General features: G+C 71.4%; 20 protein-coding genes and 1 riboswitch. Of the genes, 8 read left to right on the top strand and 12 right to left on the bottom strand.

Going from position 1 to position 23366, the window contains the following annotated elements; genetic code table 11:
* Positions 1-32 precede the first annotated feature (32 nt).
* Together mnmA and ABT015_RS30110 are read right to left on the bottom strand one after the other, a co-directional pair.
* A complete protein-coding gene (gene mnmA, locus ABT015_RS30105) occupies positions 33-1169 on the bottom strand; it encodes a tRNA 2-thiouridine(34) synthase MnmA (RefSeq protein ID WP_350884635.1) in 1137 nt (378 codons plus the stop codon).
* A 51-nt stretch (positions 1170-1220) separates the two neighbouring features.
* A complete protein-coding gene (locus ABT015_RS30110; RefSeq protein WP_350884638.1) occupies positions 1221-2402 on the bottom strand; it encodes a cysteine desulfurase family protein in 1182 nt (393 codons plus the stop codon).
* A 280-nt stretch (positions 2403-2682) separates the two neighbouring features.
* On the opposite strand from ABT015_RS30110, the gene ABT015_RS30115 reads away from it, so the two are divergent.
* Complete coding sequence (locus ABT015_RS30115; protein ID WP_350884640.1) at positions 2683-3471, top strand: IclR family transcriptional regulator; 789 nt, start codon at positions 2683-2685, stop codon at positions 3469-3471.
* Here the strand turns inward: ABT015_RS30115 and ABT015_RS30120 are convergent.
* Positions 3377-4036: a trimeric intracellular cation channel family protein gene (locus ABT015_RS30120; RefSeq protein ID WP_350884642.1), complete on the bottom strand. Its 660-nt coding sequence runs from the start codon at positions 4034-4036 to the stop codon at positions 3377-3379. The genes ABT015_RS30115 and ABT015_RS30120 overlap by 95 nt on opposite strands.
* Before the next feature lie 633 nt (positions 4037-4669).
* Between ABT015_RS30120 and ABT015_RS30125 the strand changes: the two genes are divergently transcribed.
* Together ABT015_RS30125 and ABT015_RS30130 are read left to right on the top strand one after the other, a co-directional pair.
* Entirely contained in the window at positions 4670-5875 is a 1206-nt protein-coding gene (locus ABT015_RS30125) for a cytochrome P450 (protein ID WP_350884644.1), read from the top strand.
* Positions 5872-7143 carry an MFS transporter gene (locus ABT015_RS30130; protein ID WP_350884646.1) on the top strand — a complete coding sequence of 424 codons (1272 nt, stop codon included), beginning with the start codon at positions 5872-5874 and terminating at the stop codon, positions 7141-7143. Before ABT015_RS30125 ends, ABT015_RS30130 begins: the two co-directional genes overlap by 4 nt.
* A 132-nt stretch (positions 7144-7275) precedes the next feature.
* Here the strand turns inward: ABT015_RS30130 and ABT015_RS30135 are convergent, their stop codons facing one another.
* The 7 genes from ABT015_RS30135 to ABT015_RS30165 form a co-directional block, all read right to left on the bottom strand.
* Positions 7276-8319, bottom strand: coding sequence for an ABC transporter ATP-binding protein (locus ABT015_RS30135; RefSeq protein WP_350884648.1), 1044 nt, complete (start codon positions 8317-8319; stop codon positions 7276-7278).
* 34 nt (positions 8320-8353) lie between these two features.
* On the bottom strand, positions 8354-9424 hold the full coding sequence (locus ABT015_RS30140) for an ABC transporter ATP-binding protein (RefSeq protein ID WP_350884650.1): 1071 nt from the start codon (positions 9422-9424) through the stop codon (positions 8354-8356).
* On the bottom strand, positions 9421-10431 hold the full coding sequence (locus ABT015_RS30145; protein ID WP_350884652.1) for an ABC transporter permease: 1011 nt from the start codon (positions 10429-10431) through the stop codon (positions 9421-9423). The genes ABT015_RS30140 and ABT015_RS30145 overlap by 4 nt, the downstream gene beginning before the upstream one ends.
* 100 nt (positions 10432-10531) lie before the next feature.
* A complete protein-coding gene (locus ABT015_RS30150; protein WP_350884654.1) occupies positions 10532-12307 on the bottom strand; it encodes an ABC transporter substrate-binding protein in 1776 nt (591 codons plus the stop codon).
* Positions 12308-12358: 51 nt separating this feature from the next.
* Positions 12359-13348, bottom strand: coding sequence for an ABC transporter permease (locus tag ABT015_RS30155; RefSeq protein WP_350884655.1), 990 nt, complete (start codon positions 13346-13348; stop codon positions 12359-12361).
* Between the two features lie 442 nt (positions 13349-13790).
* The gene (locus ABT015_RS30160; RefSeq protein ID WP_350884657.1) at positions 13791-14714 is read right to left on the bottom strand and encodes an enhanced serine sensitivity protein SseB C-terminal domain-containing protein; all 924 of its coding nucleotides are present in this window, start codon (positions 14712-14714) and stop codon (positions 13791-13793) included.
* Positions 14715-14831: 117 nt separating this feature from the next.
* Positions 14832-15686 (bottom strand): enhanced serine sensitivity protein SseB C-terminal domain-containing protein, encoded by an 855-nt coding sequence (locus ABT015_RS30165; RefSeq protein ID WP_350884659.1) that lies wholly within the window; start codon positions 15684-15686, stop codon positions 14832-14834.
* A gap of 186 nt (positions 15687-15872) precedes the next feature.
* Positions 15873-15978: riboswitch (glycine riboswitch) on the top strand.
* 231 nt (positions 15979-16209) lie between these two features.
* Between ABT015_RS30165 and gcvT the strand changes: the two genes are divergently transcribed.
* From gcvT to ABT015_RS30185, 4 genes are all read left to right on the top strand, one after another.
* Positions 16210-17331 carry a glycine cleavage system aminomethyltransferase GcvT gene (gcvT, locus tag ABT015_RS30170; RefSeq protein WP_350884661.1) on the top strand — a complete coding sequence of 374 codons (1122 nt, stop codon included), beginning with the start codon at positions 16210-16212 and terminating at the stop codon, positions 17329-17331.
* Positions 17332-17483: 152 nt separating this feature from the next.
* Entirely contained in the window at positions 17484-17858 is a 375-nt protein-coding gene (gcvH, locus tag ABT015_RS30175) for a glycine cleavage system protein GcvH (RefSeq protein WP_350884663.1), read from the top strand.
* A gap of 93 nt (positions 17859-17951) precedes the next feature.
* A complete protein-coding gene (gene glyA, locus ABT015_RS30180; protein WP_350884665.1) occupies positions 17952-19220 on the top strand; it encodes a serine hydroxymethyltransferase in 1269 nt (422 codons plus the stop codon).
* A gap of 158 nt (positions 19221-19378) precedes the next feature.
* Entirely contained in the window at positions 19379-20746 is a 1368-nt protein-coding gene (locus ABT015_RS30185) for an L-serine ammonia-lyase (protein WP_350884667.1), read from the top strand.
* An 86-nt stretch (positions 20747-20832) separates the two neighbouring features.
* Here the strand turns inward: ABT015_RS30185 and ABT015_RS30190 are convergent, their stop codons facing one another.
* The gene (locus ABT015_RS30190; protein WP_350884669.1) at positions 20833-21444 is read right to left on the bottom strand and encodes an NADPH-dependent FMN reductase; all 612 of its coding nucleotides are present in this window, start codon (positions 21442-21444) and stop codon (positions 20833-20835) included.
* A 138-nt stretch (positions 21445-21582) separates the two neighbouring features.
* Here ABT015_RS30190 and ABT015_RS30195 point away from each other — a divergent pair, with 138 nt between their 5' ends.
* Positions 21583-22332 (top strand): TetR/AcrR family transcriptional regulator C-terminal domain-containing protein, encoded by a 750-nt coding sequence (locus ABT015_RS30195; protein WP_350884671.1) that lies wholly within the window; start codon positions 21583-21585, stop codon positions 22330-22332.
* Positions 22333-22482: 150 nt separating this feature from the next.
* Here the strand turns inward: ABT015_RS30195 and ABT015_RS30200 are convergent, their stop codons facing one another.
* Positions 22483-23256 carry a class I SAM-dependent methyltransferase gene (locus ABT015_RS30200; protein ID WP_350884673.1) on the bottom strand — a complete coding sequence of 258 codons (774 nt, stop codon included), beginning with the start codon at positions 23254-23256 and terminating at the stop codon, positions 22483-22485.
* Positions 23257-23366 lie beyond the last annotated feature (110 nt).

Below are 23366 nucleotides of genomic sequence, written 5' to 3' on the forward strand. Positions count from 1 at the left end.
CCGCACCGGACGGCCGGGCCCGGGAAACCGGACTACGCCCGGACGGCCGGGCGCTCGGTGCTGGCGATGGTGGCGGAGCCGACCACCCGGGTGCCGTCGTACAGCACGACGGCCTGGCCGGGGGCGATGCCGCGCACCGCGCTGTCCAGCTGCACCCGCAGCTCACCGTCCACGACCGACGCGCTCACCGGCACCTCCTCGCCGTGGGCGCGCAGTTGGGCGGTGTACCGGCCGTCGGCGAGCGGCTCGGTGCCGCACCAGCGCGGCCGGATCGCGGTGAGCCCGGTGACGTCCAGACCCTCCAGCGGGCCGACCGTGACGGTGTTGTTCACCGGCGAGATGTCGAGGACGTAGCGGGGCTTGCCGTCCGCCGCCGGGCGGCCGATCCGCAGGCCCTTGCGCTGGCCGATGGTGAAGCCGTACGCGCCGTCGTGCTCGCCGAGCTTGGTGCCGTCGGCGTCGAGGATGTCGCCGGTGGCGGTGCCGAGGTGCTTCGCCAGGAAGCCCTGGGTGTCGCCGTCGGCGATGAAGCAGATGTCGTGGCTGTCCGGCTTCTTGGCGACGGCCAGGCCGCGGCGCTCGGCCTCCTCGCGGATGACGTCCTTGGTGGTGTCGCCGAGCGGGAACAGGGAGTGGGCGAGCTGGTCGGCGTCGAGCACGCCGAGGACGTACGACTGGTCCTTCGCCGCGTCGACCGCGCGGTGCAGCTGGCGCTCCCCGGACGGCAGGTCGACGATCCGGGCGTAGTGGCCGGTGCAGACCGCGTCGAAGCCGAGCGCGATCGCCTTGTCGAGCAGCGCGGCGAACTTGATCTTCTCGTTGCAGCGCAGGCAGGGATTGGGGGTGCGGCCGGCCGCGTACTCGGCGACGAAGTCGTCGATGACGTCCTCGCGGAAGCGCTCGGCGAGGTCCCAGACGTAGAACGGGATGCCGATCACGTCGGCCGCCCGCCACGCGTCCCGGGAGTCCTCGATGGTGCAGCAGCCGCGGGCCCCGGTACGGAAGGACTGCGGGTTGGCGGACAGCGCCAGGTGGACGCCCGTCACCTCGTGCCCCGCTTCGGCGGCGCGGGCGGCGGCGACGGCGGAGTCGACGCCGCCGGACATCGCCGCGAGCACGCGCAGACGGCCGGTGGACGGAGCGGTCGGGGCACCCGGGAAGTCAGTCATGGTGACTACAAGAGTACGGGGCCGCCGTCCATGCCCGGCCGCGCGAAGGAACTACCTCCGCACCGAGGCCAGCCCCGCGTTGTGGGCCCGCTGGACGGCCGGGGCGATGGCCTCGACCAGCGCCGCCACGTCCTCGCGCACCGAGGTGTGCCCGAGCGAGAACCGCAGCGAGGCCCGGGCCAGCGCCGGGTCGACGCCCATCGCGAGCAGCACGTGGCTGGGCTGCGGCACCCCGGCCGAGCAGGCCGAGCCGGTGGAGCACTCGATGCCCTGGGCGTCGAGCAGCATCAGCAGCGCGTCGCCCTCGCAGCCGGGGAAGGAGAAGTGCGCGTTGGCGGGCAGCCGCCCCTCGGCGGCCGGGTCGCCGTTGAGCACCGCGGTGGGGACGGCGGCCAGCACGGCGGCGATCAGCTCGTCGCGCAGCGCGCCGAGCACGACCGCGTGCTCCGGTTGGCGCTCGACCGCGAGGGCCGCGGCGGCGGCGAAGCCGGCGGCGGCGGGCGCGTCCAGGGTGCCGGAGCGGACGTCGCGTTCCTGGCCGCCGCCGTGCAGCAGCGGGACGGGCGCGGCACCGCGCGAGAGCAGCAGCGCGCCGATGCCGAACGGGCCGCCGATCTTGTGCCCGGTGACGGTGAGCGCGGTGAGCCCCGACCCGGCGAAGGAGACCGGGACCTGCCCGAGCGCCTGCACCGCGTCGGCGTGCATCGGGATGCCGTACTCGGCGGCGACGGCGGCGAGTTCATGCACCGGCTGGACGGTGCCGACCTCGTTGTTGGCCCACATCACGGTGACCAGCGCGACCGAGTACGGGTCCCGCTCGATGGCCTCGCGCAGCGCCTGCGGGTGCACCCGGCCGAGCGGGTCGACCGGCAGGTACTCGACGTCGGCGCCCTCGTGCTCGGAGAGCCAGTGCACCGCGTCCAGCACCGCGTGGTGCTCGACCGGGCTGCACAGCACCCGGGTGCGGGCCGGGTCGGCGTCCCGGCGGGCCCAGTACAGGCCCTTGACGGCGAGGTTGTCGGACTCGGTGCCCCCGCCGGTGAGCACGATCTCGCTCGGGCGGGCGCCCAGTGAGTCGGCCAGCGACTCGCGGGCCTCCTCGACCACCCGGCGGGCCCGGCGGCCGGCCGCGTGCAGGGACGAGGCGTTGCCGACCACCCCCAGGTGCGCCGACATCGCGGCGATCGCCTCGGGCAGCATCGGCGTGGTCGCCGCATGGTCCAGGTATGGCATAACCATCCGATTGTAGAGGGCGCTCCCCGGGCCCCGTCCCGGTGTGCGCACCGATCCGGCCACCGGGCGGCCACCGGACGACTCCCGGGCGTCACCCGGGCGGTTCCCGGACCGCGCGCCCACCGGACACCGGTGTCCGGCACCCGTTTGACCCGGCGCGCGGCCGAGCGGTTAGCCTGACGGACGCCTCCCGCGGACGGGCCCCGGCCCGGCCCGCGGGCACGGCCCGGGATCACGTCCCACTCTCACTTCCCATCGGCGCGGACAGGAGCGGTGCGCCATGTCGCAGTCGGTCGACCGCGCCCTGACCCTGCTCGGGTCGCTCGGCGACGGACCGGTCACCCTGGAGCAGGCCGCGACCAGCATCGGGGTGCACAAGTCCACCGCGCTGCGGCTGCTGCGCACCCTGGAGGAGCACGGCTTCGCGCAGCGCCAGCCCGACCTGCGCTACCGCCTCGGCGGCCGGGTGCTCTCGCTGGCCCACCGGGCGCTGGAGGAGATCGACGTCCGGCAGGTCGCCGCGCCGTACCTGGCGGCGCTCAACGCGCGCTGCGGCTACACCGTCCAGCTGGCCGTGCTCCAGGACGGCGAGGTGCTGTACCTGGACGAGGTGGCCGGCAGCTGGGCCGGGCCGGGCGCCGCCCGGGCGTCCCGGATCGGGCGGCGGGCGCCGGCCGGCGGGACGGCGATCGGCCGGGTGCTGCTGGCCGGGCTGCCCGAGGACGGTACCCCCGCCGAGGAGTTGCCGGCCGAACTGGCGGCGGTACGGCTGCGAGGCTGGGCGGCCGAGTCGGCCGAGCACCGGGAGCCGGTGACCTGCGTGGCCGCGCCGGTGGCGGGCAGCGGCGGCCGGACGGTCGCGGCCTGCGCGCTGAGCGCCCCGGCGAGCCAGGTGCCGCCGGCCGAACTCGCCCGGATGGTGCCGGAACTGCTCTGCACGGCGGAGGCCATCTCGCTCGCGTACGGCGGCTCGCCTACTCCTCGCTGGTGCGAGAACCGTTGCGGCGCCAGGCCCGCGGGGCGCGCCAGCCGTACTTCAGCGCGAGCATCCGCAGCCCGAAGGCGGTGAGCGCGGCGGCGGTGCCGGTGGCGCCGGTCAGCCGGTCGACGCCGATCAGCACCGCCACCAGGGCGGCGCCGACCAGGGCCGGGACGGCGTAGATCTCCCGGTCCCAGCGCAGCAGCGAGGGGATCTCGCCGGCCAGCACGTCGCGGATCACCCCGCCGCCGGCCGCGGTGACCATGCCGAGGGCGACGGCCGACACCGCGCCGAGCCCGAAGTCGTGCGCCTTGGCGGTGCCGGTGACGCAGAACAGGCCGAGGCCGAGGGCGTCCAGGGTCTGCACCGCCCGGTTGATCCGCTCGACCTCGGGGTGCAGGAAGAACACCACCAGCGCGGCGATCAGCGGGGTGATGAAGTACCCGAGGTTGCTGAACGCCGCGACGGGCGTCGCCCCGATCACCAGGTCCCGGATCACGCCGCCGCCGAGCGCGGTGACCTCGGCCAGCACCCCGATGCCGAAGATGTCCATGTTCTTGCGGACGGCGAGCAGCCCTCCGGAGAGGGCGAAGACGAAGATGCCGACGAGGTCCAGCGACTGCTGCACGTCGGAGGGGAAGATCTGCGAGGTCACCGAACAACTATGACCCGTTCGGAACCCTCCCCCCCTCCGCGTGCGGCCGCGGTCCGGGGCCCCTCCTCGGACGCGCGGGCCCGGGCGACGACCGCCGCCGGTCCGGACACTCTGCGCAGAGTTGACGTGAACACCAAATTTCGACATATTCGCGAAATACTGCGGGTCGTACGGTATGGAGAATACAATTCGCATTTCCCTCCCGAATTCGATGCACCCTTTGCCCGGGTTGGCTGGTTTGGGAAATTGATCCCGGAAATAACTCATGGACGAGGCCGAATGGCGGTGGTAGTTTCATTTCCATCGAGAGAAGCACTGGGGCTTCGAACATGAACAACCGGAGAGGAGACTTCCGTGCGCTACAACGACTGAAATCCCTGATGCCGATTGCACCGGCATCCCCGATGTCCGAACGTCGACAGTCCGTGCGCCAATGGCCAGGACATTTAGCTCGGGTAGGTGAATTTCCATGCGTTACAACGACTAATTATATTGCCCGAACCGCGGCAGAGCCCGGTATCGTCGGCGAGAATTGGCGCCGGACCCGGATGCGTCCGGGTCCGGCGCACGCTCTTGGCCCAGCGAGAACATGGGCCTCACAGGCAGGCCGTTCAAGAATCCTAGGAATTGTCCATGAAACTCCCGGTCCGCTATGACCCCCTCGACAGCTCCACGCTCGCCGATCCCTATTCGGTCTACGCGGAGCTGCGCGCGTCGGAGCCCGTGCACTGGCACGAGAAGATGCAGAGCTGGGTGCTGACCCGGTACCGCGACTGCCAGATGGTGCTGCAGGACCCCGCGGTGTTCGCGACGGACTGGCGGCGTGCCGGCGAGTCGGTCTCCGAGCCGTGGCTGAGCCTGCAGACCCTCGACCCGCCGGACCACGGGCCGCTCCGCAGCCTCTTCATGAACGCCCTGCGCGCCCAGGACCTGGAGGCCGTCGGCGAGCAGGGCGAGGCCCTCGTCGGGTCGCTGCTCGACGGACTGGAGGGCAGGGCGGAGTTCGACCTCATGTCGGAGGTCGTCGAGCCGCTCGCCCTGGCGACCATCTCGGAGCTCATGGGCATCGAGCAGCCGGACGTCAGGACCTTCGCCGCGATATCGGACGCCATCGTGCGGAGCATGGACGCCGGATTGGCGCCCGAAACCGCCGGGGACGGAATCGAGACCGGTGTGGAACTCAGGAAACTCGGCATCGAGGCGCGCGGGCAGCTGAGCGAAATGGTCGAGTCCTGGTTCACGGCCAATCCGCGCCCCGGACTGCTGGCCCATGTCGCCGGCAACCGCGCCGAGGTGGATGTCGCCGACTCCTTCGTCCGGAACACCGTGCGAGTCGTCTTCCAATCCGGCTACAGCTCGATCGTCGCCGGTGCCGGAAATGCCATGCTGGCGCTTCTGGAGAACCCCGACAAATTCGAGGCGATGCGCGACCCGGCGCTGCTGTCGAGTGGTTTCGACGAACTCATGCGCTACGACGCCTCGGTTCAGGGGACCAGCCGCATCGTCACCGAGCCCGTCGTCATCGGGTCCGTCCAGCTCAAGCGCGGAGACGTCGTCGTGGTGCTTTTCGGCGCGGCAAACCGCGATCCCGAAAAATTCACGCGCCCCGACGAAATCATTCTGGACCGGACACCGAACCAGCACATGGCATTCGGCCGGGGCCCGCACACCTGCGTCGGAAACCTGTTCACCCAGGTGACGTTGCAGGCGCTGATCAAGGCCATTCTGCGGCGCCCCACACGCCTGCGGACGGCCGGGGAGCCGCTGCGCCAGCGCACCGCGACCATGCGCTACCTGGCGACGCTGCCGGTCACCTTCCAGGCGGCTGCCGCCACGTGACGAAAACGGATACCACGGCTCCCCCGAGCCGGACGAGCGCTGCCCGGCTGGCCCTCGCCAGGGCGGTCCCGCCGGCCGGGCCGGTGCGCGGACTGACGCTGTCCACGTTCCTGACCACCCTCGGGGACGGGCTGTTCGCCACCGTCAGCGTGCTGTTCTTCACCCGGGTGGTGGGTCTGCGGATGGTGGACGTGGGCATCGGGCTCACGGTCGCCAGCCTGGCCGGCCTGCTGGCGGCCCTGCCGATCGGACACCTCTCCGACCGCATCGGGCCGCGGCGGGTCCTGCTCGTCCTCACCGTCGCCGCGGGGCCGGCGGTGCTGTGCTACCTGGCCGTCGGTTCCTTCTGGCCGTTCGCCGTCACGGCGTGCGCGGTGGGCATCGTGCAGCGGGGCTGCCGCACGGTCCTGCCCGCCCTGGTGGCCCTGATCGCCTCGGCCGAGGAGCGGGTGACCGCACGCGCGCACCAGCAGGTCGTGAGCAACGTCGGGATCTCACTCGGTGCGGGAGCCGCCGGCCTGGCCCTGTACCTGGACACCCGGGCCGCGTACGAGGCGATGGTGGTCGTCGCGGCGCTGGCCTACGCGGGGTCGGCCCTCGTGCTGAACCGGATGCCCGTGCGGCACCCGCCTCCCGCGCACAGCGAGAAGCGGCCGCTGGGGGCGGCGCTCAAGGACCTCCGGTACCTGCGGTTCACCGGGCTGAACGCCGTGCTGTCGCTGAACGGCGCCCTCATGGAGATCGCCGTTCCGCTGTGGCTGGTCACCCACACCAAGGCACCCGCCTGGCTGTTCAGCGCCCTGATCGTCCTGAACACGGTCCTGGTGGTGATCTTCCAGGTCCAGGTGAGCTCCAAGGGCAACGACACCACCCCGGGCCTGTGGGGGCGGATCTCCCGCCTCGGCGGGTTCTTCCTCGGCTGCGCCTGCCTGCTGTACGGCGCCGCCGGGTGGGGGAACACCCTGGTCGCGACGGCCGTCCTCGGCCTGGGGATGATCGCCCACACGTGGGGGGAGATGTACCAGGTCTCCGGCGAATGGGGGCTCAGCTTCCAGCTCGCTCCCGAGCACGCCACCGGCCAGTACCAGGGAGTCCTGGCCATCGGCCGCGGAGCCGCCAACGTGGCCGCGCCGGTCGCCCTGGTCGCGGTCGTCGGGGCCGGTCAGTACGGGTGGGTGGCGCTGGCGGCCGTCTTCCTCGCGGCCGGTCTCGCGATGCCCGCGGCGACCCGGCTGCCCGCCGGCCAGGGCGCCGACCCTGACGCGTGATCAGAACCTCACCACCCCGACCGGGATGAGGGTCCCGGACGCCACGATGCGCCGCACCGGAACGACCGGCTGATCAAAGCCGGTGTTCCGGTGCGGCGCATCGCGCGTGCGGGCCGACGCCCCACCCGCGCCCTAGTTCCCCTCGCCCGGCTCGGGGAAGTGGCACGCCACCTCGTGCCCGGTCTTCAGCGCCGTCAGCGGCGGCTCCTGGCTTGCGCAGACGTCCTGGGCCTTCCAGCAGCGGGTGCGGAAGCGGCAGCCGCTGGGCGGGTTGATCGGCGAGGGGACGTCGCCCGTGAGCAGGATCCGCTCGCGGCCGGCCCGCTGGCGCCGGCGCGGGTCGGGCACCGGCACCGCGGACATCAGCGCGTTGGTGTACGGGTGCAGCGGGCTCGCGTAGAGCGAGTCGCGGTCGGCGATCTCGACGATCTTGCCGAGGTACATCACCGCGACCCGGTCCGAGACGTGCCGGACCACCGAGAGGTCGTGCGCGATGATCAGGTAGGTCAGGCCGAGTTCGCGCTGGAGGTCGTCCAGCAGGTTGACCACCTGGGCCTGGATGGAGACGTCCAGGGCGGAGACCGGCTCGTCCGCGATGATCATCTTCGGCCGGAGGGCGAGTGCCCGGGCGATGCCGATGCGCTGGCGCTGGCCGCCGGAGAACTCGTGCGGGTAGCGGTTGTAGTGCTCGGGGCTGAGCCCGCACAGTTCCAGCAGTTCCTGGACGGCCTTCTTGGTGCCGCCCTCGGGCTCCACCTTCTGCAACCGGAACGGCGCGCCGACGATGGTGCCGACGGTGTGCCGCGGGTTGAGCGAGGAGTACGGGTCCTGGAAGATCATCTGGATGTCGCGGCGCAGCGGCCGCATCGCGCCGACGCCCAGGTGCGTGATGTCGGTGCCCTCGAACTCGACCTTCCCGCCGGTCGGTTCGTCGAGCCGGGTGACCAGTCGGCCCATCGTCGACTTGCCGCAGCCGGACTCGCCGACGACCCCGAGCGTCTCACCGGCGTTGACGGTGAAGTCGATGCCGTCGACGGCCCGCACCGCGCCGGTCTGGCGGCGCAGCAGCCCGCCGCGGATCGGGAAGTGCCGGGTCAGGCCGGTCACCCGGAGCAGCGGCTCGCGGTCGGGGGCGGGCGCGGGCGCGGTGGCCGTCGCCGCCTGAGTGTCCGTCATCGGTTCTCTCCAGAAAGGTGGTACGAGGCCGGGCTCACAGCCGGGGCGCGATCTCTTCGGCGAAGATGCGGTGCCGTTCGGCGGCCGGGAGGTGGCAGGCCGCGTAGTGGCCGGGCGAGGCTTCGGCCAGCACCGGGAGCTCGCTCATGGAGCGCCCGCCGGTCCGGTCGGCGTACGGGCAGCGCGGGTGGAAGGCGCAGCCGGACGGCACGTTGATCAGGCTGGGCGGGGTGCCCTTGACCGGGACGAGGCGGTCCTGGAGTTCGCGGTCCAGGCGCGGCATGGAGCCCAGCAGGCCCCAGGTGTAGGGGTGTTCAGGCGCGTCGAAGAGGGTCTCGGCGGGGCCTCGCTCGATGCACTTGCCGCCGTACATGACCAGGATGTCGTCGGCCAGTTCGGCGACCACCCCGAGGTCGTGGGTGATGATGATGACGGCCGAGCCGAACTCCTCCTGGAGGTCGCGGATGAGGTCCAGGATCTGCGCCTGGACGGTGACGTCCAGGGCGGTGGTGGGCTCGTCGGCGATCAGCAGCGAGGGGTCGTTGACCAGCGCCATGGCGATCATGGCGCGCTGGCGCATGCCGCCGGAGAACTGGTGCGGGTAGTCGTCCACCCGGCGGTCGGGCTGCGGGATGCCGACCCGGTCGAGCATCTCGACCGCGCGGGCCCGGGCCTGCTTCTTGGACGCCTGGGGGTGGTGCACCCGGTACGCCTCGACGATCTGCGCGCCGACGGTGTAGTAGGGGTGCATCGCGGTCAGCGGGTCCTGGAAGATCATCGCCATCTCGCGGCCGCGCAGTTGGCGCACCCGTTCGGGGCCGGCCGCGATCAGGTCCTCGCCGTCCAGCCGGATCTCGCCGGTGATCCGGGCCCGCTTGGTGCGGTGCAGGCCCATGATGCCGAGCGAGGTGACGGACTTGCCGGAGCCGGACTCGCCGACGATGCCGAGGGTGCGGCCCTTGTGCAGGTCGAAGCTGACCCCGTCCACCGAGCGGACCAGGCCGTCGTCGGTGTCGAAGTGGATCCGCAGGTCGCGGACGGAGAGGAAGGGGTCGCCGGACGGGGCCTGGGCGGCGACCGCCTCGGTCTTCTGGAGCTCGGTCACGAGAGCCTCACCCGGGGGTCGACGAGTGCGTACAGGAGGTCGACCACGAGGTTGCAGGCGACGATGAAGAAGGCGGCGAGCAGGGTGACGCCGAGGATCTTGGGCAGGTCGTTGTCGGCGATCGCCTGGACGGCGAAGGCACCGACGCCCTGGAGCGAGAAGACCTGCTCGGTGATGAGGGCGCCGCCGAGGAGCAGGCCGAGGTCCATGCCGAAGATGGTGATGACGGGTGTCAGCGCGGCGCGCAGTCCGTGCCGGGCGACGACCTTGCGCTCGACCAGGCCCTTGGCCCGGGCGGTGCGGATGTAGTCCTCGCTCATGGTCTCCAGCATTCCGGCGCGGGTGAGCCGGGCGTAGAGCGCGGAGTAGAGGAAGGCCAGCGAGATCCACGGGAGGATCAGGTTGCGGGCCCACATCAGCGGGTCGTCGGCGAAGTCGACGTACTGGAGGTTGTCCAGGATCGGCCACTCGTAGCTGAACAGCGTGAGCAGCACCGCGCCGGTGAAGAAGACCGGCAGCGAGACGCCGGCGAGGGAGATGCCCATGGCGATCCGGTCGAAGACCGAGCGCGGCTTGAGCGCGGAGACGACGCCGGTGGCGACGCCGGAGACCAGCCAGAGCACGGCCGCGCCGACGGCGAGCGAGAGGGTGATCGGGACGCGCTTGATCAGCTCGGGCCAGACCTCCAGGTGGTTCTTGAAGGAGTAGCCGAAGCACGGTACGTGGCAGGTGACCGGGTCCGGGCCGAACTTGTACTCGGCGCCACTGACCAGGCCCTTGAGGAAGTTCCAGTACTGGGTGTACAGCGGCTGGTCGAACCCGAGGTTCTTCTTGACCGCGGCGATCGCCTCGGGCGAGGGGTTCTTCCCGACGTACTGCGTGGCCAGTTGGTCGGTGGTCTCGCCGGCGATGCGCGGGAGCAGGAAGAAGATCGCGAAGGTGACCGCGCTGACCACCAGCAGCAGCACGACTGCCGCGAAGATCCTGCGGATGATGTAGGCAAACACAGTTGGGCGGCTCCGGCGGCCCGCCGCCGTCCGGGGTCTTCCGGACGGCGGCGGGCGGCCGCTGCCTTCACCTGCCTTCAGGGATGTGGAGCCAGGCTCTTTACTTGGTGGTGCCGATGTTCAGGTAGTCGTACTCACCCGAGAAGCCCGAGGTGGACACCAGGTTGGTGGCGTTGTCCGGGCGGTACAGGAAGACCTTGAAGTAGGTCAGCGGGACGTAGACCGCCTGGTCCATGATCTTCTTGTCGATCTGGCCGTAGATCTTCTCGCGCGCCGACTGGTCGGTGTTGGTGATCGCGTCGTCGAGCAGCTTGTTGACCTCGGGGTCGTTCAGCTGGGCCAGGTTGCTGTTGCCGGAGGCCTTGATGGCGCGGCCGTCGGAGATCTGCTGCAGGAAGCCGTAGCCGGTCGGCCAGTCGGCGCTCCACTGCATCATCATCAGACCGATGTTGTGGTCCTGGGTGAACTGCGGGACACCGGCGGCGTCCGAGAAGTACTTGCCCTGCGCGTACTTCTGGATCTCGACGTTGATGTTGATCTTCTTCAGCGCGGCCTGGATCGCGGTCGCGGCCTGGACCTCCGGGTCGCGCTCGGTGCGGGCGGTGATCACCGTGCTGAACCCGTCGGGCTTGCCGCAGGCCTTGAGGGCGTCCTTGGCCTTGGCCTCGTCACCCTTGTTGCCGTTGGTCGCCCAGGTGTTGAAGTCCTGGTGGCCCGGGACGTCCGGCGGGATCACCGTGTTGGCGATCTGGCCGCGGATCGGGCCGCCGAGCGTGGTCTGCACGGAGACCTTGTCGATCGCGTACTGGACGGCCTTGCGGCACTCCAGGTTGTCGAACGGCGCGACCTTGCTGTTGATCGCGACGTACGCCAGGCGGCCGCCGTAGGCGTTGTCGGTGTTCGCCTTGAGCTTCTGGTTCTGCAGGATCTGCGCCTGGGTCTGCGGGTCGACGCCGCTGCCGACCAGGTCCACCTGGGCGTTGCCCGCGATCAGGTCCTTGTCGATGGTGGACTGCTCCATGCCCATCCGGACCACGATCTTGTCCGCGAGCTGCTTGCGGATCGGGTCGGTGCTCGGGTCCCAGTTGGTGTTCGGCACCAGGGTGAGCTGCTTGCCGTCCTCGTAGGACTCGAACTTGTAGGCACCCGAGGCGACCACGTGCTTCACGTAGCCGGCGCCGTCGTCCTTGGCCTGCGGGACCGGGACGGTCTGCGGGGAGCCGACCAGGTAGTCGAAGTCCGCGAACGGCTGCTTCAGGTGGAAGACGATGGTCTGGTCGTCCGGCGTCTCGATCGAGTTCAGGCCGCCGGTCTTGTCCTTGTACGGGCCCTGGTACGGGGTCTCGTTGTCGACCAGCAGGTCGTGGAAGTACGTCGGGCCGTTGGAGTTCACGTCCGGCGCGAAGTTGGAGCGCTCGACGGCGTACTTGACGTCCTTGGAGCTGATCGCGGTGCCGTCGTCGAACTTCAGGCCCGCGCGCAGCTTGTACGTCCAGGTCAGGCCGTCCGCGCTGACCCTGCCCAGGCTCTCGGCGAGGTCCGGGACCAGCTTGTTGCCGTTCGAACCGGCGCCCGGGGCGAAGGTGGTCAGCGGACGCCCGTACAGGCGCGAGAAGTTGTAGATGTAGGCGTAGTACGTGTTGCCCGGGTCGAAGGAGTCCGGGGCGCCCTTCATCTCGTAGGTGACCGTCCCGCCCTTCTTGTCCGAGGCGTTGACGACGCCCTTGGTGGCGGCGTCGGCACCGCCGCCACCGGCGCTGCTGCCGCTGGCGGAGGAGGACGAGCCGGAGCCCTTGCTGCCGGAGGTGCAGCCGGTCACGATCAGGACCGCGGCGGCTGCCGCCGCGGTCAGGGCGACGGTACGGGACCTGCGCATGGGTGAGATCAACCCCTTGAGGATGGGAAGGAGGGAGGGCCTGACGTTGCGTCAGTTGCTCTTGGGATCGAGGGCGTCACGCAGCCCGTCGCCGAGCAGGTTGAAGGCGAGCACGGTGAGGAAGATCGCCAGACCGGGGACCACCATGTACTGGGGGTCCACCTGGTAGTACTTGATCGCGTCCTGGAGGATTCCGCCCCAGGAGGCCTGCGGCGGCTGGATGCCGACGCCGAGGAAGCTGAGGCCGGCCTCGAAGAGGATGTTGGTCGGGATCAGCAGGGTCGAGTAGACCAGGATCGGACCGACCAGGTTCGGCAGCAGTTCCTTGAACAGGATGAACGGGCCGCGGGCGCCCAGGCTGCGGGCCGCGTGGACGAACTCCCGCTCGCGCAGCGACAGCGTCTGTCCGCGCACGATCCGGCCCATGTAGGGCCAGTTGAAGAAGCCGATCACGAAGATCAGCACCATGATGTGCAGCGGGAGGCCGTGCAGGCCGAACGCGCCGCCCTGCAGCGAGGTCGAGATCGCGATGGCGAAGAGCAGCAGCGGGAAGGCGAGGAAGACGTCCATGATGCGGCTGATCACGGTGTCCACCCAGCCGCCGTAGTAGCCGGCCATGACACCGAGCACGGTGCCGATCGTGTTCGACAGCAGGGTCGCGCCGAAGGCGACCAGCAGGGAGACCCAGGAGCCCTCGATCACGCGGGAGAGCAGGTCGCGGCCCTGGAGCGGGTCGACGCCGAGCGGGTGGTCCCAGCTCATCCCGCCCCAGTCACCGAGCGGGATGCCGCCCAGGTTGGCGTCGAGCAGGTCCTGGTTCAGGGCGTCGGGGTCGAGGCCGAACAGGGCCTCGATGGGCTTGGCCAGTACGGCCAGCAGGATCAGCAGGATCACCACGACGCCGCCGGCGACGGCGAGTTTGTCGCGCTTGAAGCGGGTCCAGGCGATCTGGCCGAGGGAGCGGCCCTCGATCTTCTTGGCCGGGCTCGCGGGGGCGGGTGCCTCCGGTTCGTTCCCGGTGGTTGCGATGGGTGCGGTCATGGTCAGTTGGTCCCCTCGCCGACGGTGGCCGGCCCACGGGCGCCGGTCACCGGTTCGGCGGTACGGCTGCGGACGTGCGGAGGTGCTTGGAACGGGTGTTCGCGGCAGTACGTCGTGCACGGGTACTGCCCCAACGCGGGATGGGCTTCGCGTGGTTCTGGCGGTCGGCGTGCGCGTTCACCTTCGTGGGGTTCCCAGTACGCGCGGTGCGTTGCGCAGAACTCTCTGCCATCCGAACTGGCTTGCGCCAGCCCTGACAACCGACAGATGCCCAACTGTGATCTGTGCGCATGCACCTCCTACGTCTTCGGCATATCCCTCTTCACACGGCCGCAACTGGCATGTCAAGGTGATCGACGGTAACGGCCGGAAGTTCGCCCGGAAAGCACCGAAGCCGACCTGATGCAAGATCAAGTCGGCTTCTGGAAAAAGGTTTTGGTTGTCAGCGCCCCGGGTATCCGGGCCACGGCTGCTGCGGCTGCCCGGTCCAGCCCGGCGCGGGCTGCTGCGTGCCGTAGCCGTAGCCCGGCCCCTGCTGCGCGGGGTACGGCGGAGGCGGCACCGGCGGGTACGGGCCGGTCGGCGGCCGCCCCGCCTCCCGGTCGAAGAACGGGCGCGCGTGGGCCCGCATCCACAGCGCCACCGGGTCGTACTCGTCCGCCATCGCCACCGTGGACACCGCCAGCCCCTCCGGGGCCACCGCGATCGCCCGCTGCATCAGCGCCCGCACGGCCTCCACCGCCGGCGGTGAACTCTCGTACAGCTCCAGGCCGATCGCCAGGTACGGCTCCCCCACGGCCGGCTGCACCCAGGCCCGGCGCAGCGCCCGCACCGCGCGCACCTCACCGGCCTGCCGCTCCAGCAGCGCGAAGAACGGCTGGGCGTTCAGCTGCGGCTCGCTCAGCTTCAACGGCCCGGCCGGCAGCCGCTCCAGGCCCGCGGCGATCCGCCGCAGGTCCGCCCAGGGCACCCCGACCCCGCCGCCGGGCGCGTGCGGGTTGAGCCACAGGCCCCAGCGGGTCCGGTACAGCGAAGCGGCGATCTCCCGCCCGGAGATGACCTCGTGGGCCCGCTCCCAGCCGGACGACGCCAGCTGCTCGGACGAGGTGACGGCCGGCGCGTAGCCGTGGCCGCTGATCTCCATGTTCCCGTACTGGGCGTCCGCGCTGCCCGGCGTGCCGTGCCACAGCAGCATCCAGACCTGGCCGTCGGCCAGTGCGTGCAGCAGTTGCTCGTACGCCTCGTAGCGCTCCGGCGCGACCTCGCGCAGGGCGCGCTCCAGCGCGCCCGGATCCGCTCCGGGGCGCCCGGCGGGTGCCTGGCCCCAGGGCCCCGGTGCACCGCCCGCTACCGCTCCCGCACTCATGCGCCCACCTCGCCGCGCCTCTTTCCTCAAGCCTGCCGGCCCGTCGGCCGTCTGCACGCACCCTATGGCGCGGCACCGACCACCGCCACGGCGACGTGCCTCCGATACGAACCCCGCTCAACCCCGCGCGTAGAAAGGGAGTACCCGGGTGAGCAGCCACTCGACCACCGGGTCATCGGCGAGATCGAGCAGTACGAGGTGGACGCCCCCCGGCAGCGGCGCGGTTCCCAGCGCGCGGCCGAGCGCCTCGTTCACCGCGCCCGGGTCGGCCGGGGCCGTCTGGTCCAGCTGGACGCCCACGAACATCACGGTCGGCTCGCCCTCGATGCTGGCGAGCGCCCGGCGCGCCGTCAACACTCCGGGCAGGGCGGACAGTTCGGCCCGGCAGGCGGCCAGGAAGTGCTCCGGGTCCTCCCCCGGCACCGGCTCGCGCAGCGCCACCCGGCCACCGGTCGGCGCCTCCGGGCCCTGGCCCTGGTTCTGTCCCCGGCCCTGGTTCTGTCCCTGGTTCAGGCCCTGATCCTGGTCGGCCAGGCGCTCCTCGCGCGGGCCGCGCCGCAGCTCCGCCACACCCTGCGGCGGCACCGGGATGCCCACCGCCGCCTCCGGGTTGACCGCGATGCCCACGCCCAGCGGCAGCCCGCGGGCGAACTCCCAGACCGGCGCCACCGCGAAGGCCATCCCCGGCGCCTGCCGCAGGAACACCTCCTGCGAGGAGAACACCGGCACGTACGGCTCGCCGGCCAGCTCGATGGTCGGCAGGTCCAGCGCGGGCCCCTGCGGGTCGCCGCCGGCCGGCAGCGGGATCCACACCTGGCTGCGGGCCAGCACCTCGATCACCCGCGGCGTCGCACCCGGGTCGCCCAGCGCGGCGGTCAGCACCTGCTCCAGCTCGTTGGCCGGCCACCCGCCGCCCGGCGGCGCCGACTCCGGCCCGCCCCACCCCTGCTGCTGCTCCACCGGGTACCCCATGCGCGCCTGATCCGCCCTCTGCCGGTCGGCCGCCCTCTGCTGCGCCGACGCGCAGCAGTCTAGGGCTGTGTCCGAAGTGGCGGGGTGTGACCGGGTCCCCTCTCCCGTCGTCGGCGCGGACGTGCCATGATGTGCGCGTTCGACGGCGCGGCGCGCCGGCGGACCGACAACTCCATACCGGCCGCTCGAACCCGCGCGGGAGAGCCCGGAGTGCCCCGTCAGGCGGCACAGCCGGCGCCGAAGGAGCAACTCCTCCCCGGAATCTCTCAGGCCCCCTTACCGCACGGGTTAGGCACATCTGGAAAGTGGCGCACGGCCCTGTCGCGCGCCCACCCACGGTGCAAGCCACCATGCTGTCCTGGATGCTGGAAACAGCTGCGGGCGCGTGGGCGGTGAAGCTCTCAGGTTCGACGACAGATGGGGAGACCCACGCCGCCGCATGCCCGCGCGCAGGGTCGGCCCCCGAGCGGGTCCGGTTCCGGCGCGTGCACCCATGAGTGCCCCGACCGAGGAGTTCCAGGCCATGTCGTCCCTCCGCCTCACCGCGCTCGACGCGCTGCACCGCGCCCTCGGCGCGACCATGACCGACTTCGCCGGCTGGGACATGCCGCTGCGCTACGGCAGCGAGCGCGAGGAACACCTCGCCGTCCGCACCCGGGCCGGGCTGTTCGACCTCTCCCACATGGGCGAGATCACCGTCACCGGCCAGCAGGCCGGCGAGATGCTGGACCACGCGCTGGTCGGCTTCGTCTCCGCGCTGGGCGTGCTGCGCGCCCGCTACACCATGATCTGCGCCGAGGACGGCGGCATCCTGGACGACCTGATCGTCTACCGCCTGCGCGAGGACGCCTTCCTGGTCGTCGCCAACGCCTCCAACGCCCAGCTGGTGCTGGACGAGCTGATCGCCCGCGCCAAGGGCTTCGACGCCGTCGTCACGGACGACCGCGACACCTACGCGCTGATCGCCGTCCAGGGCCCGGAGGCCACCGCGATCCTGGCCGGGACCACCGACGCCGACCTGCCCGGCCTGAAGTACTACGCGATCCTCCCGGCCCAGGTCGCCGGCCGCGACGTGCTGCTCGCCCGGACCGGCTACACCGGCGAGGACGGCTTCGAGATCTTCTGCAACCCGGGCGACGCCGAGGGGGTCTGGCAGGCGCTGACCGCCGCCGGCGAGGGCCGCGGCCTGGTCCCGTGCGGCCTGTCCTGCCGCGACACGCTGCGCCTGGAGGCCGGCATGCCGCTGTACGGGCACGAGCTCTCCACCGACCTGACCCCGTTCGACGCGGGCCTGGGCCGGGTCGTGCGCTTCGACAAGACCACCAACGAGGGCGCCTTCGTCGGCCGCAAGGCGCTGGAGAAGGCCGCCGCCGAGGCCGAGGCCAACCCGCCGCGGGTGCTGGTCGGTCTGGTCTCCGAGGGCAAGCGCGTCCCGCGCGCCGAGTACACCGTGGTCTCCGCCGACGGCGCCCCGATCGGCCGGATCACCTCGGGCGCCCCGTCCCCGACCCTGGGCCGGCCGATCGCGATCGCCTACGTGGACGCGGCCCACGCCACCCCCGGCACCGCCGTCGCGGTGGACGTGCGCGGCAAGCACGAGCCGGTCGAGGTCGTGGCGCTGCCGTTCTACAAGCGCGCCCGCTGAGGCCCCGCCCTCCCGCAAACCCGGTGGACCCGGGCTTGAGCCACGCCTGATCCAGGTCCGGCCCGTGCCCGCACCACGCCTGATCCGCGTCGAAGCCGTCCGTGCGGCGGCCCGCTTCGTCGTACCCGCTTCCCATCCTGGAGAATGACGCCATGAGCAACCCCCAGCACCTGCAGTACACCAAGGAGCACGAGTGGCTGACCGCCGTCGAGGGCGGTGTCTCCACCGTCGGCATCACCGCCCACGCGGCCGACGCGCTCGGTGACATCGTCTACGTGCAGCTGCCCGAGGTCGGCGCCGACGTGACCGCGGGCGAGTCCTGTGGCGAGCTGGAGTCCACCAAGTCGGTCAGCGACCTGTTCTCCCCGGTGACCGGGAAGATCGTCGAGATCAACCAGGACGTCCTGGACGACAACAGCCTGGTCAACAGCGCCCCGTTCGAGGGCGGCTGGCTGTTCAAGGTCCAGGTGGAGTCCACCGACGAACTGCTCAGCGCGGACGAGTACACCGCCTTCATCGGCGGCTGACCCGCTCGTGACGGGGCGGCCGCAGCGCGGCGGCCGCCCCGCCAGGCTCCCCCCTCTCTGCTCCCGTCTCTCTCCTCCCGGGAAGACCACACCATGACGGTTCTGAACCAGTCCCTGCACTCCCTCGACCCGGAGATCGCCGCCGCGGTCGACGCCGAGCTGCACCGCCAGCAGACCACCCTGGAGATGATCGCCTCCGAGAACTTCGCCCCGGTGGCGGTCATGGAGGCCCAGGGCTCGGTACTCACCAACAAGTACGCCGAGGGTTACCCCGGCCGCCGCTACTACGGCGGCTGCGAGCACGTCGACGTGGTCGAGCAGATCGCGATCGACCGCATCAAGGCCCTGTTCGGCGCCGAGCACGCCAACGTCCAGCCGCACTCGGGCGCCCAGGCCAACGCCGCCGCGATGTTCGCGCTGATCAAGCCGGGCGACACCATCCTGGGCCTGAACCTGGCCCACGGCGGTCACCTGACCCACGGCATGAAGATCAACTTCTCCGGCAAGCTCTACAACGTGGTCGCGTACCACGTGGACGAGAAGACCGGCCAGGTCGACATGGCCGAGGTCGAGCGCCTGGCCAAGGAGCACCAGCCGAAGCTGATCATCGCGGGCTGGTCCGCCTACCCGCGCCAGCTGGACTTCGCCGCGTTCCGCCGGGTCGCCGACGAGGTCGGCGCGCTGCTGATGGTGGACATGGCGCACTTCGCCGGCCTGGTCGCCGCCGGTCTGCACCCCAACCCGGTGCCGTACGCGGACGTGGTCACCACCACCACCCACAAGACCCTGGGCGGCCCGCGCGGCGGTGTCATCCTGTCCAAGGCCGAGTACGCCAAGAAGATCAACTCCGCGGTGTTCCCCGGCCAGCAGGGTGGCCCGCTGGAGCACGTGATCGCCGGCAAGGCCGTCGCCTTCAAGGTCGCCGCGTCCGAGGAGTTCAAGGAGCGCCAGCAGCGCACTCTGGAGGGCGCCAAGATCCTCGCCGAGCGCCTGCTCCAGGCCGACGTCGCCGAGGCCGGCGCCTCGGTGCTGTCCGGCGGCACCGACGTGCACCTCGTCCTGGTCGACCTGCGCAACAGCCGGCTCGACGGCCAGCAGGCCGAGGACCGCCTGCACGAGGTCGGCATCACGGTCAACCGCAACGCCGTCCCGAACGACCCGCGGCCGCCGATGGTCACCTCCGGCCTGCGCATCGGCACCCCCGCGCTCGCCACCCGCGGCTTCCAGGCCGAGGACTTCCGCGAGGTCGCCGACATCATCGCCGAGGCGCTCAAGCCCGCCTTCGACGAGAACGCCGCCACCGCGCTCAAGGCCCGCGTCACCGCGCTGGCCGAGAAGTACCCGCTCTACCCGAACCTCTGATCACCTCGGTGATCGTTCGGGCGGGGTGACCGGCCTCACCCCGCCGCGGCACCTGGGATCCCGGGGCACCGCGCACACTGGACAGTGCGCGCGGTGCCCCGACCCGTGTCGTCCCCCGCCCGCCAGTCCTTCCACGAGACAGACAAGGACGTCCCCCCGTGGCCCTCAGCGTCTTCGACCTCTTCTCCATCGGCATCGGCCCGTCGAGTTCCCACACCGTCGGCCCGATGCGCGCCGCCCGGATGTTCGCCCGGCGCCTGCGGTCCGAGGACCTGCTCGCCGAGGTGGCGAGCGTGCGCGCCGAGCTGTACGGCTCGCTGGGCGCCACCGGCCACGGCCACGGCACCCCCAAGGCCGTCCTGCTCGGCCTGGAGAACAACTCCCCCCGCACGGTCGACGTCGACCAGGCGGACAAGGACGTCGAGCGGATCACCACCGAGAAGCGGCTCAACCTCCTCGGCACCCACCCCATCGACTTCGACCCGGGCACCCAGCTGGTCCTGCACCGCCGCCGCTCGCTGCCGTACCACGCCAACGGCATGACCATCTGGGCGTACGCGGCGGACGGCTCCACGCTGCTGGAGAAGACCTACTACTCGGTCGGCGGCGGCTTCGTCGTCGACGAGGACGCCATCGGCGCGGACCGGGTCAAGCCCGACGACACCTCGCTGCGCTACCCCTTCCGCACCGGCGAGGAGCTGCTGCGGCTCACCCGGGAGACCGGGCTGTCGATCTCCGGCCTGATGCTGGAGAACGAGAAGGCCTGGCGCTCCGAGGAGGAGATCCGGACCGGGCTGCTGGAGATCTGGCAGGTCATGCAGGAGTGCGTGCGGGCCGGCATGTCCCGCGAGGGCATCCTCCCCGGCGGCCTCAAGGTCCGCCGCCGCGCCGCCGCGGCCGCCCGCGCGATGCGCGCCGAGGGCATCGGCCCGGCCAACGCGATGGAGTGGGTGACCCTCTACGCGATGGCGGTCAACGAGGAGAACGCCTCCGGCCGCCGGGTGGTCACCGCTCCGACCAACGGCGCGGCCGGGATCATCCCCGCCGTCCTGCACTACTACCTGAACTTCATCCCGGGCGCCGACGAGGACGGCATCGTCCGCTTCCTCCTCGCGGCCGGCGCCATCGGCATGCTCTTCAAGGAGAACGCCTCCATCTCCGGCGCCGAGGTCGGCTGCCAGGGCGAGGTCGGCTCCGCCTGCTCGATGGCCGCCGGCGGCCTCGCCGAGGTCCTCGGCGGCACCCCCGAACAGGTCGAGAACGCCGCCGAGATCGGCATCGAGCACAACCTCGGCCTCACCTGCGACCCGGTCGGCGGCCTCGTCCAGATCCCCTGCATCGAGCGCAACGGCATGGCCTCCGTCAAGGCCGTCACCGCCGCCCGGATGGCCCTGCGCGGCGACGGCCGGCACCACGTCTCGCTCGACAAGGCGATCAAGACGATGAAGGAGACCGGCGCCGACATGAAGATCAAGTACAAGGAGACCTCGCGCGGCGGCCTCGCCGTCAACGTCATCGAGTGCTGATCACACCCGCTGTCGCCTGAGCCCCCGGACCCGTCCGGGGGCTCTCGGCGTTCGGGGGCGTTCGGGGGCATCCCGAGGGTGCCCGCTCAGGCCGCGAACGGGCGGAGGCGCCGGGCGTCCCGCAACGCCTCCGCCCACCAGGCGAGTTGGTCGAGCATGGTCTTGCCGGCGGCGTCGGCGGCCGGGTCGAGCGGCTTGCCGTCGGCGTCGAAGCACTGGGCGGCGCCGTGGAAGCTGACCGTGTTGCGAATCGTCATGGCGTTCAACTCGGCGAGCACCACTCGCAGTTGCTCGACGGCGCGCAGACCGCCGGAGAGTCCGCCGTAGGAGACGAAGCCGACCGGCTTGCCGTGCCACTGGCTGTTGTGCCAGTCGATGGCGTTCTTCAGCGGGGCCGGGAAGCTGTGGTTGTACTCGGGCGTGACGACCACGAAGGCGTCGGCGGCCTCCAGGCGGGGCGTGACGGCGGCGAGCAACTCGGCGGCGCCCGGCTCCAGTTCACCACCGAAGGACGGGAAGGTGGTCGGCAGCGGGGTCTCGACCAGATCGATCAGGTCGGCGGTCATGTCGCCGCGCGCGCCGAGGTGGCCGAGCAGCCAGTCGGCGACGACGGGCGCAAACCGGCCGCTCCGAGTGCTGCCGACGACGACCGCGACCCGCAGGCCCTTCTCCGCGATGTCCGCGCTCTCCGTAGCCATGGGAATCCCCCTCCGGGACGATGTGTACACCGTATCTGCTGGATACAACGTACACATCGACGTGTACGCCGTCCACTTCCGATACGGCGTACACGCCGGTGGTACGGTAAGAGCCCCGACCGGAAGGAGCCCGCCGTCATGCCCGCCCAGCAGGCCCCCACCGGGGACGACGACCAGACCAAGCCCCCGCCCCCGGCCTCACTCTGGGAGCGCCTCGCCCGCCCGGCCCCCGCGCCGCGCACCACCCTCACCCCGCAGCGGATCGCCGAGGCCGCGATCGCGATCGCCGACGCCGAAGGCCTCGACGCCGTCACCATGCGCCGGCTCGCCACCACCCTCGGCGTCGCCCCGATGGCCGCCTACCGGTACGTCTCCGGCAAGGACGAACTCATCGACCTGATGGTCGACTTCGTCTACGGCGAACTCTCCCCGGGCACTCCCTCCACCGGTTGGCGCGACACCATGCGCACCCTGGCGCTCCACCTGCGCGCCATGAACCTGGCCCACCCGTGGATCGTCCGCGCCGGCGCCGTCCCCCTCACCCCCAACCAGCTCGCCATCCCCGAACGCGCCTTCGCCGCCCTCGCCGACCACGGCCTGGACGCCGACACCACCATGGCGGTCTTCCGAACCGTCACCGGCTACGTCCACGGCTCCGTCGCCGCCGAGCTCGCCCTGCGCACCCTCCAGCGCGAGCACGGCTGGTCCGACGGCGACGAGACCCGCGCCGGCCTCGCCCCCCGGATGTCCTTCCTGATGGGCACCGGCCGCTACCCCACCTACCAGCGCTACCTCCACGAGGCCACCCGCAAGGACGACCCCACCTGGCAGTTCGAAACCGGCCTCGACTGCGTCCTCGCCGGCATCGCCACCCACCTCGGCATCTGAACGCGCCTGAACAACCGAGCGCGCCCCGGCCCCCGGTGGGGAAAATTATGTAGACCGGTCTACATTCCATGCGCGGAATATGCAGACCGGTCTACCTCTTCAGCGCACCCCCACGCACCTCCCGCGCAGGAAGTCGACCCGTCCGACTTCCTACTCCGAGGAGAGCTCCCCCGCGATGAGCAGCCGGTACCCGTAGTCCATGTGCTCCTGGTCGAGGAGTTCGGCATGGCGCCGGTGCCAGGCACCGGATTCGAGGTCGGCGCGCAAGCGGGCGATCGCCGGCTGCACCACTGCGGCCGGCAACTCGGCGAAGGTCGAGCTGGCCTGCCGGACGACCGGGTCGAGGTAGAACTCGGGCCGCCGCCAGTAGGCGATCTGGTAACCGTCCGTGAAATCGTGCGGGACGGGGAAAGGCAGCACGGTGTGCGCGTCCAGCGCGTCGACGACCTGGGCCAGCGGTGTGAAGCGGCTCTCCTCCAGCTCCCGGATCTCGGGCAGGTACTCCTCCAGCAGCCACAGTTGCGGACGGTGGGCCGGGTCCCAGGTGAACACGACCTGCCGCCGGGCGACCCTCCGCAGCTCCGCGAGGCCCCGTTCGGGATCCGCCCAGTGGTGGACGGTCATGACTGCCATCGCCGCGTCGAAGGAGCCGCCGGGGAAGGGCAGCTGCTCGGCGCCGGCCTTGACCTTCCGGCGCCCCGGGTGCTGGTCGAGCATGACCTGGGAGGGGTCGACGGCGGTGACGGCGGCGCCCTCGGGCTCGTAGGATCCGGCGCCCGCACCGACGTTCACCACCGACCGGGCCCCCCGGAGGGCGGCACCGATCAGGGCGTGCAGTCGGGGATCGGGCCGCCGGATGGAGCGGTAGCCGACCCCGATGCGGTCGTACGTCGCCTGCGGTCGGCTGTTCGCGGTCTCTTCCATGCGGCCAAGCCCACCAAGCGGGGCGCCCGGCGGCAAGCGGCTCGGCGCAAGAGTCCGGAAAGCAAGGCGTGTTGGCCCGCCGACCGCCGGCCGACTTCCTGCACGTGGGG

Source organism: Kitasatospora sp. NPDC094016 (assembly GCF_040304045.1).
Taxonomy (GTDB): Bacteria; Actinomycetota; Actinomycetes; order Streptomycetales; family Streptomycetaceae; genus Kitasatospora.

What these genes read in the sequence shown, in the direction of transcription:
- mnmA (WP_350884635.1), bottom strand. Translation starts at nt 1,169, where the DNA reads ATGACTGACTTCCCGGGTGCCCCGACCGCTCCGTCCACCGGCCGTCTG.
- ABT015_RS30110 (WP_350884638.1), bottom strand. Translation starts at nt 2,402, where the DNA reads ATGCCATACCTGGACCATGCGGCGACCACGCCGATGCTGCCCGAGGCG.
- ABT015_RS30115 (WP_350884640.1), top strand. Translation starts at nt 2,683, where the DNA reads ATGTCGCAGTCGGTCGACCGCGCCCTGACCCTGCTCGGGTCGCTCGGC.
- ABT015_RS30125 (WP_350884644.1), top strand. Translation starts at nt 4,670, where the DNA reads ATGAAACTCCCGGTCCGCTATGACCCCCTCGACAGCTCCACGCTCGCC.
- ABT015_RS30135 (WP_350884648.1), bottom strand. Translation starts at nt 8,319, where the DNA reads ATGACGGACACTCAGGCGGCGACGGCCACCGCGCCCGCGCCCGCCCCC.
- ABT015_RS30150 (WP_350884654.1), bottom strand. Translation starts at nt 12,307, where the DNA reads ATGCGCAGGTCCCGTACCGTCGCCCTGACCGCGGCGGCAGCCGCCGCG.
- ABT015_RS30155 (WP_350884655.1), bottom strand. Translation starts at nt 13,348, where the DNA reads ATGACCGCACCCATCGCAACCACCGGGAACGAACCGGAGGCACCCGCC.
- ABT015_RS30160 (WP_350884657.1), bottom strand. Translation starts at nt 14,714, where the DNA reads ATGAGTGCGGGAGCGGTAGCGGGCGGTGCACCGGGGCCCTGGGGCCAG.
- ABT015_RS30165 (WP_350884659.1), bottom strand. Translation starts at nt 15,686, where the DNA reads ATGGGGTACCCGGTGGAGCAGCAGCAGGGGTGGGGCGGGCCGGAGTCG.
- gcvT (WP_350884661.1), top strand. Translation starts at nt 16,210, where the DNA reads ATGTCGTCCCTCCGCCTCACCGCGCTCGACGCGCTGCACCGCGCCCTC.
- gcvH (WP_350884663.1), top strand. Translation starts at nt 17,484, where the DNA reads ATGAGCAACCCCCAGCACCTGCAGTACACCAAGGAGCACGAGTGGCTG.
- glyA (WP_350884665.1), top strand. Translation starts at nt 17,952, where the DNA reads ATGACGGTTCTGAACCAGTCCCTGCACTCCCTCGACCCGGAGATCGCC.
- ABT015_RS30190 (WP_350884669.1), bottom strand. Translation starts at nt 21,444, where the DNA reads ATGGCTACGGAGAGCGCGGACATCGCGGAGAAGGGCCTGCGGGTCGCG.
- ABT015_RS30195 (WP_350884671.1), top strand. Translation starts at nt 21,583, where the DNA reads ATGCCCGCCCAGCAGGCCCCCACCGGGGACGACGACCAGACCAAGCCC.
- ABT015_RS30200 (WP_350884673.1), bottom strand. Translation starts at nt 23,256, where the DNA reads ATGGAAGAGACCGCGAACAGCCGACCGCAGGCGACGTACGACCGCATC.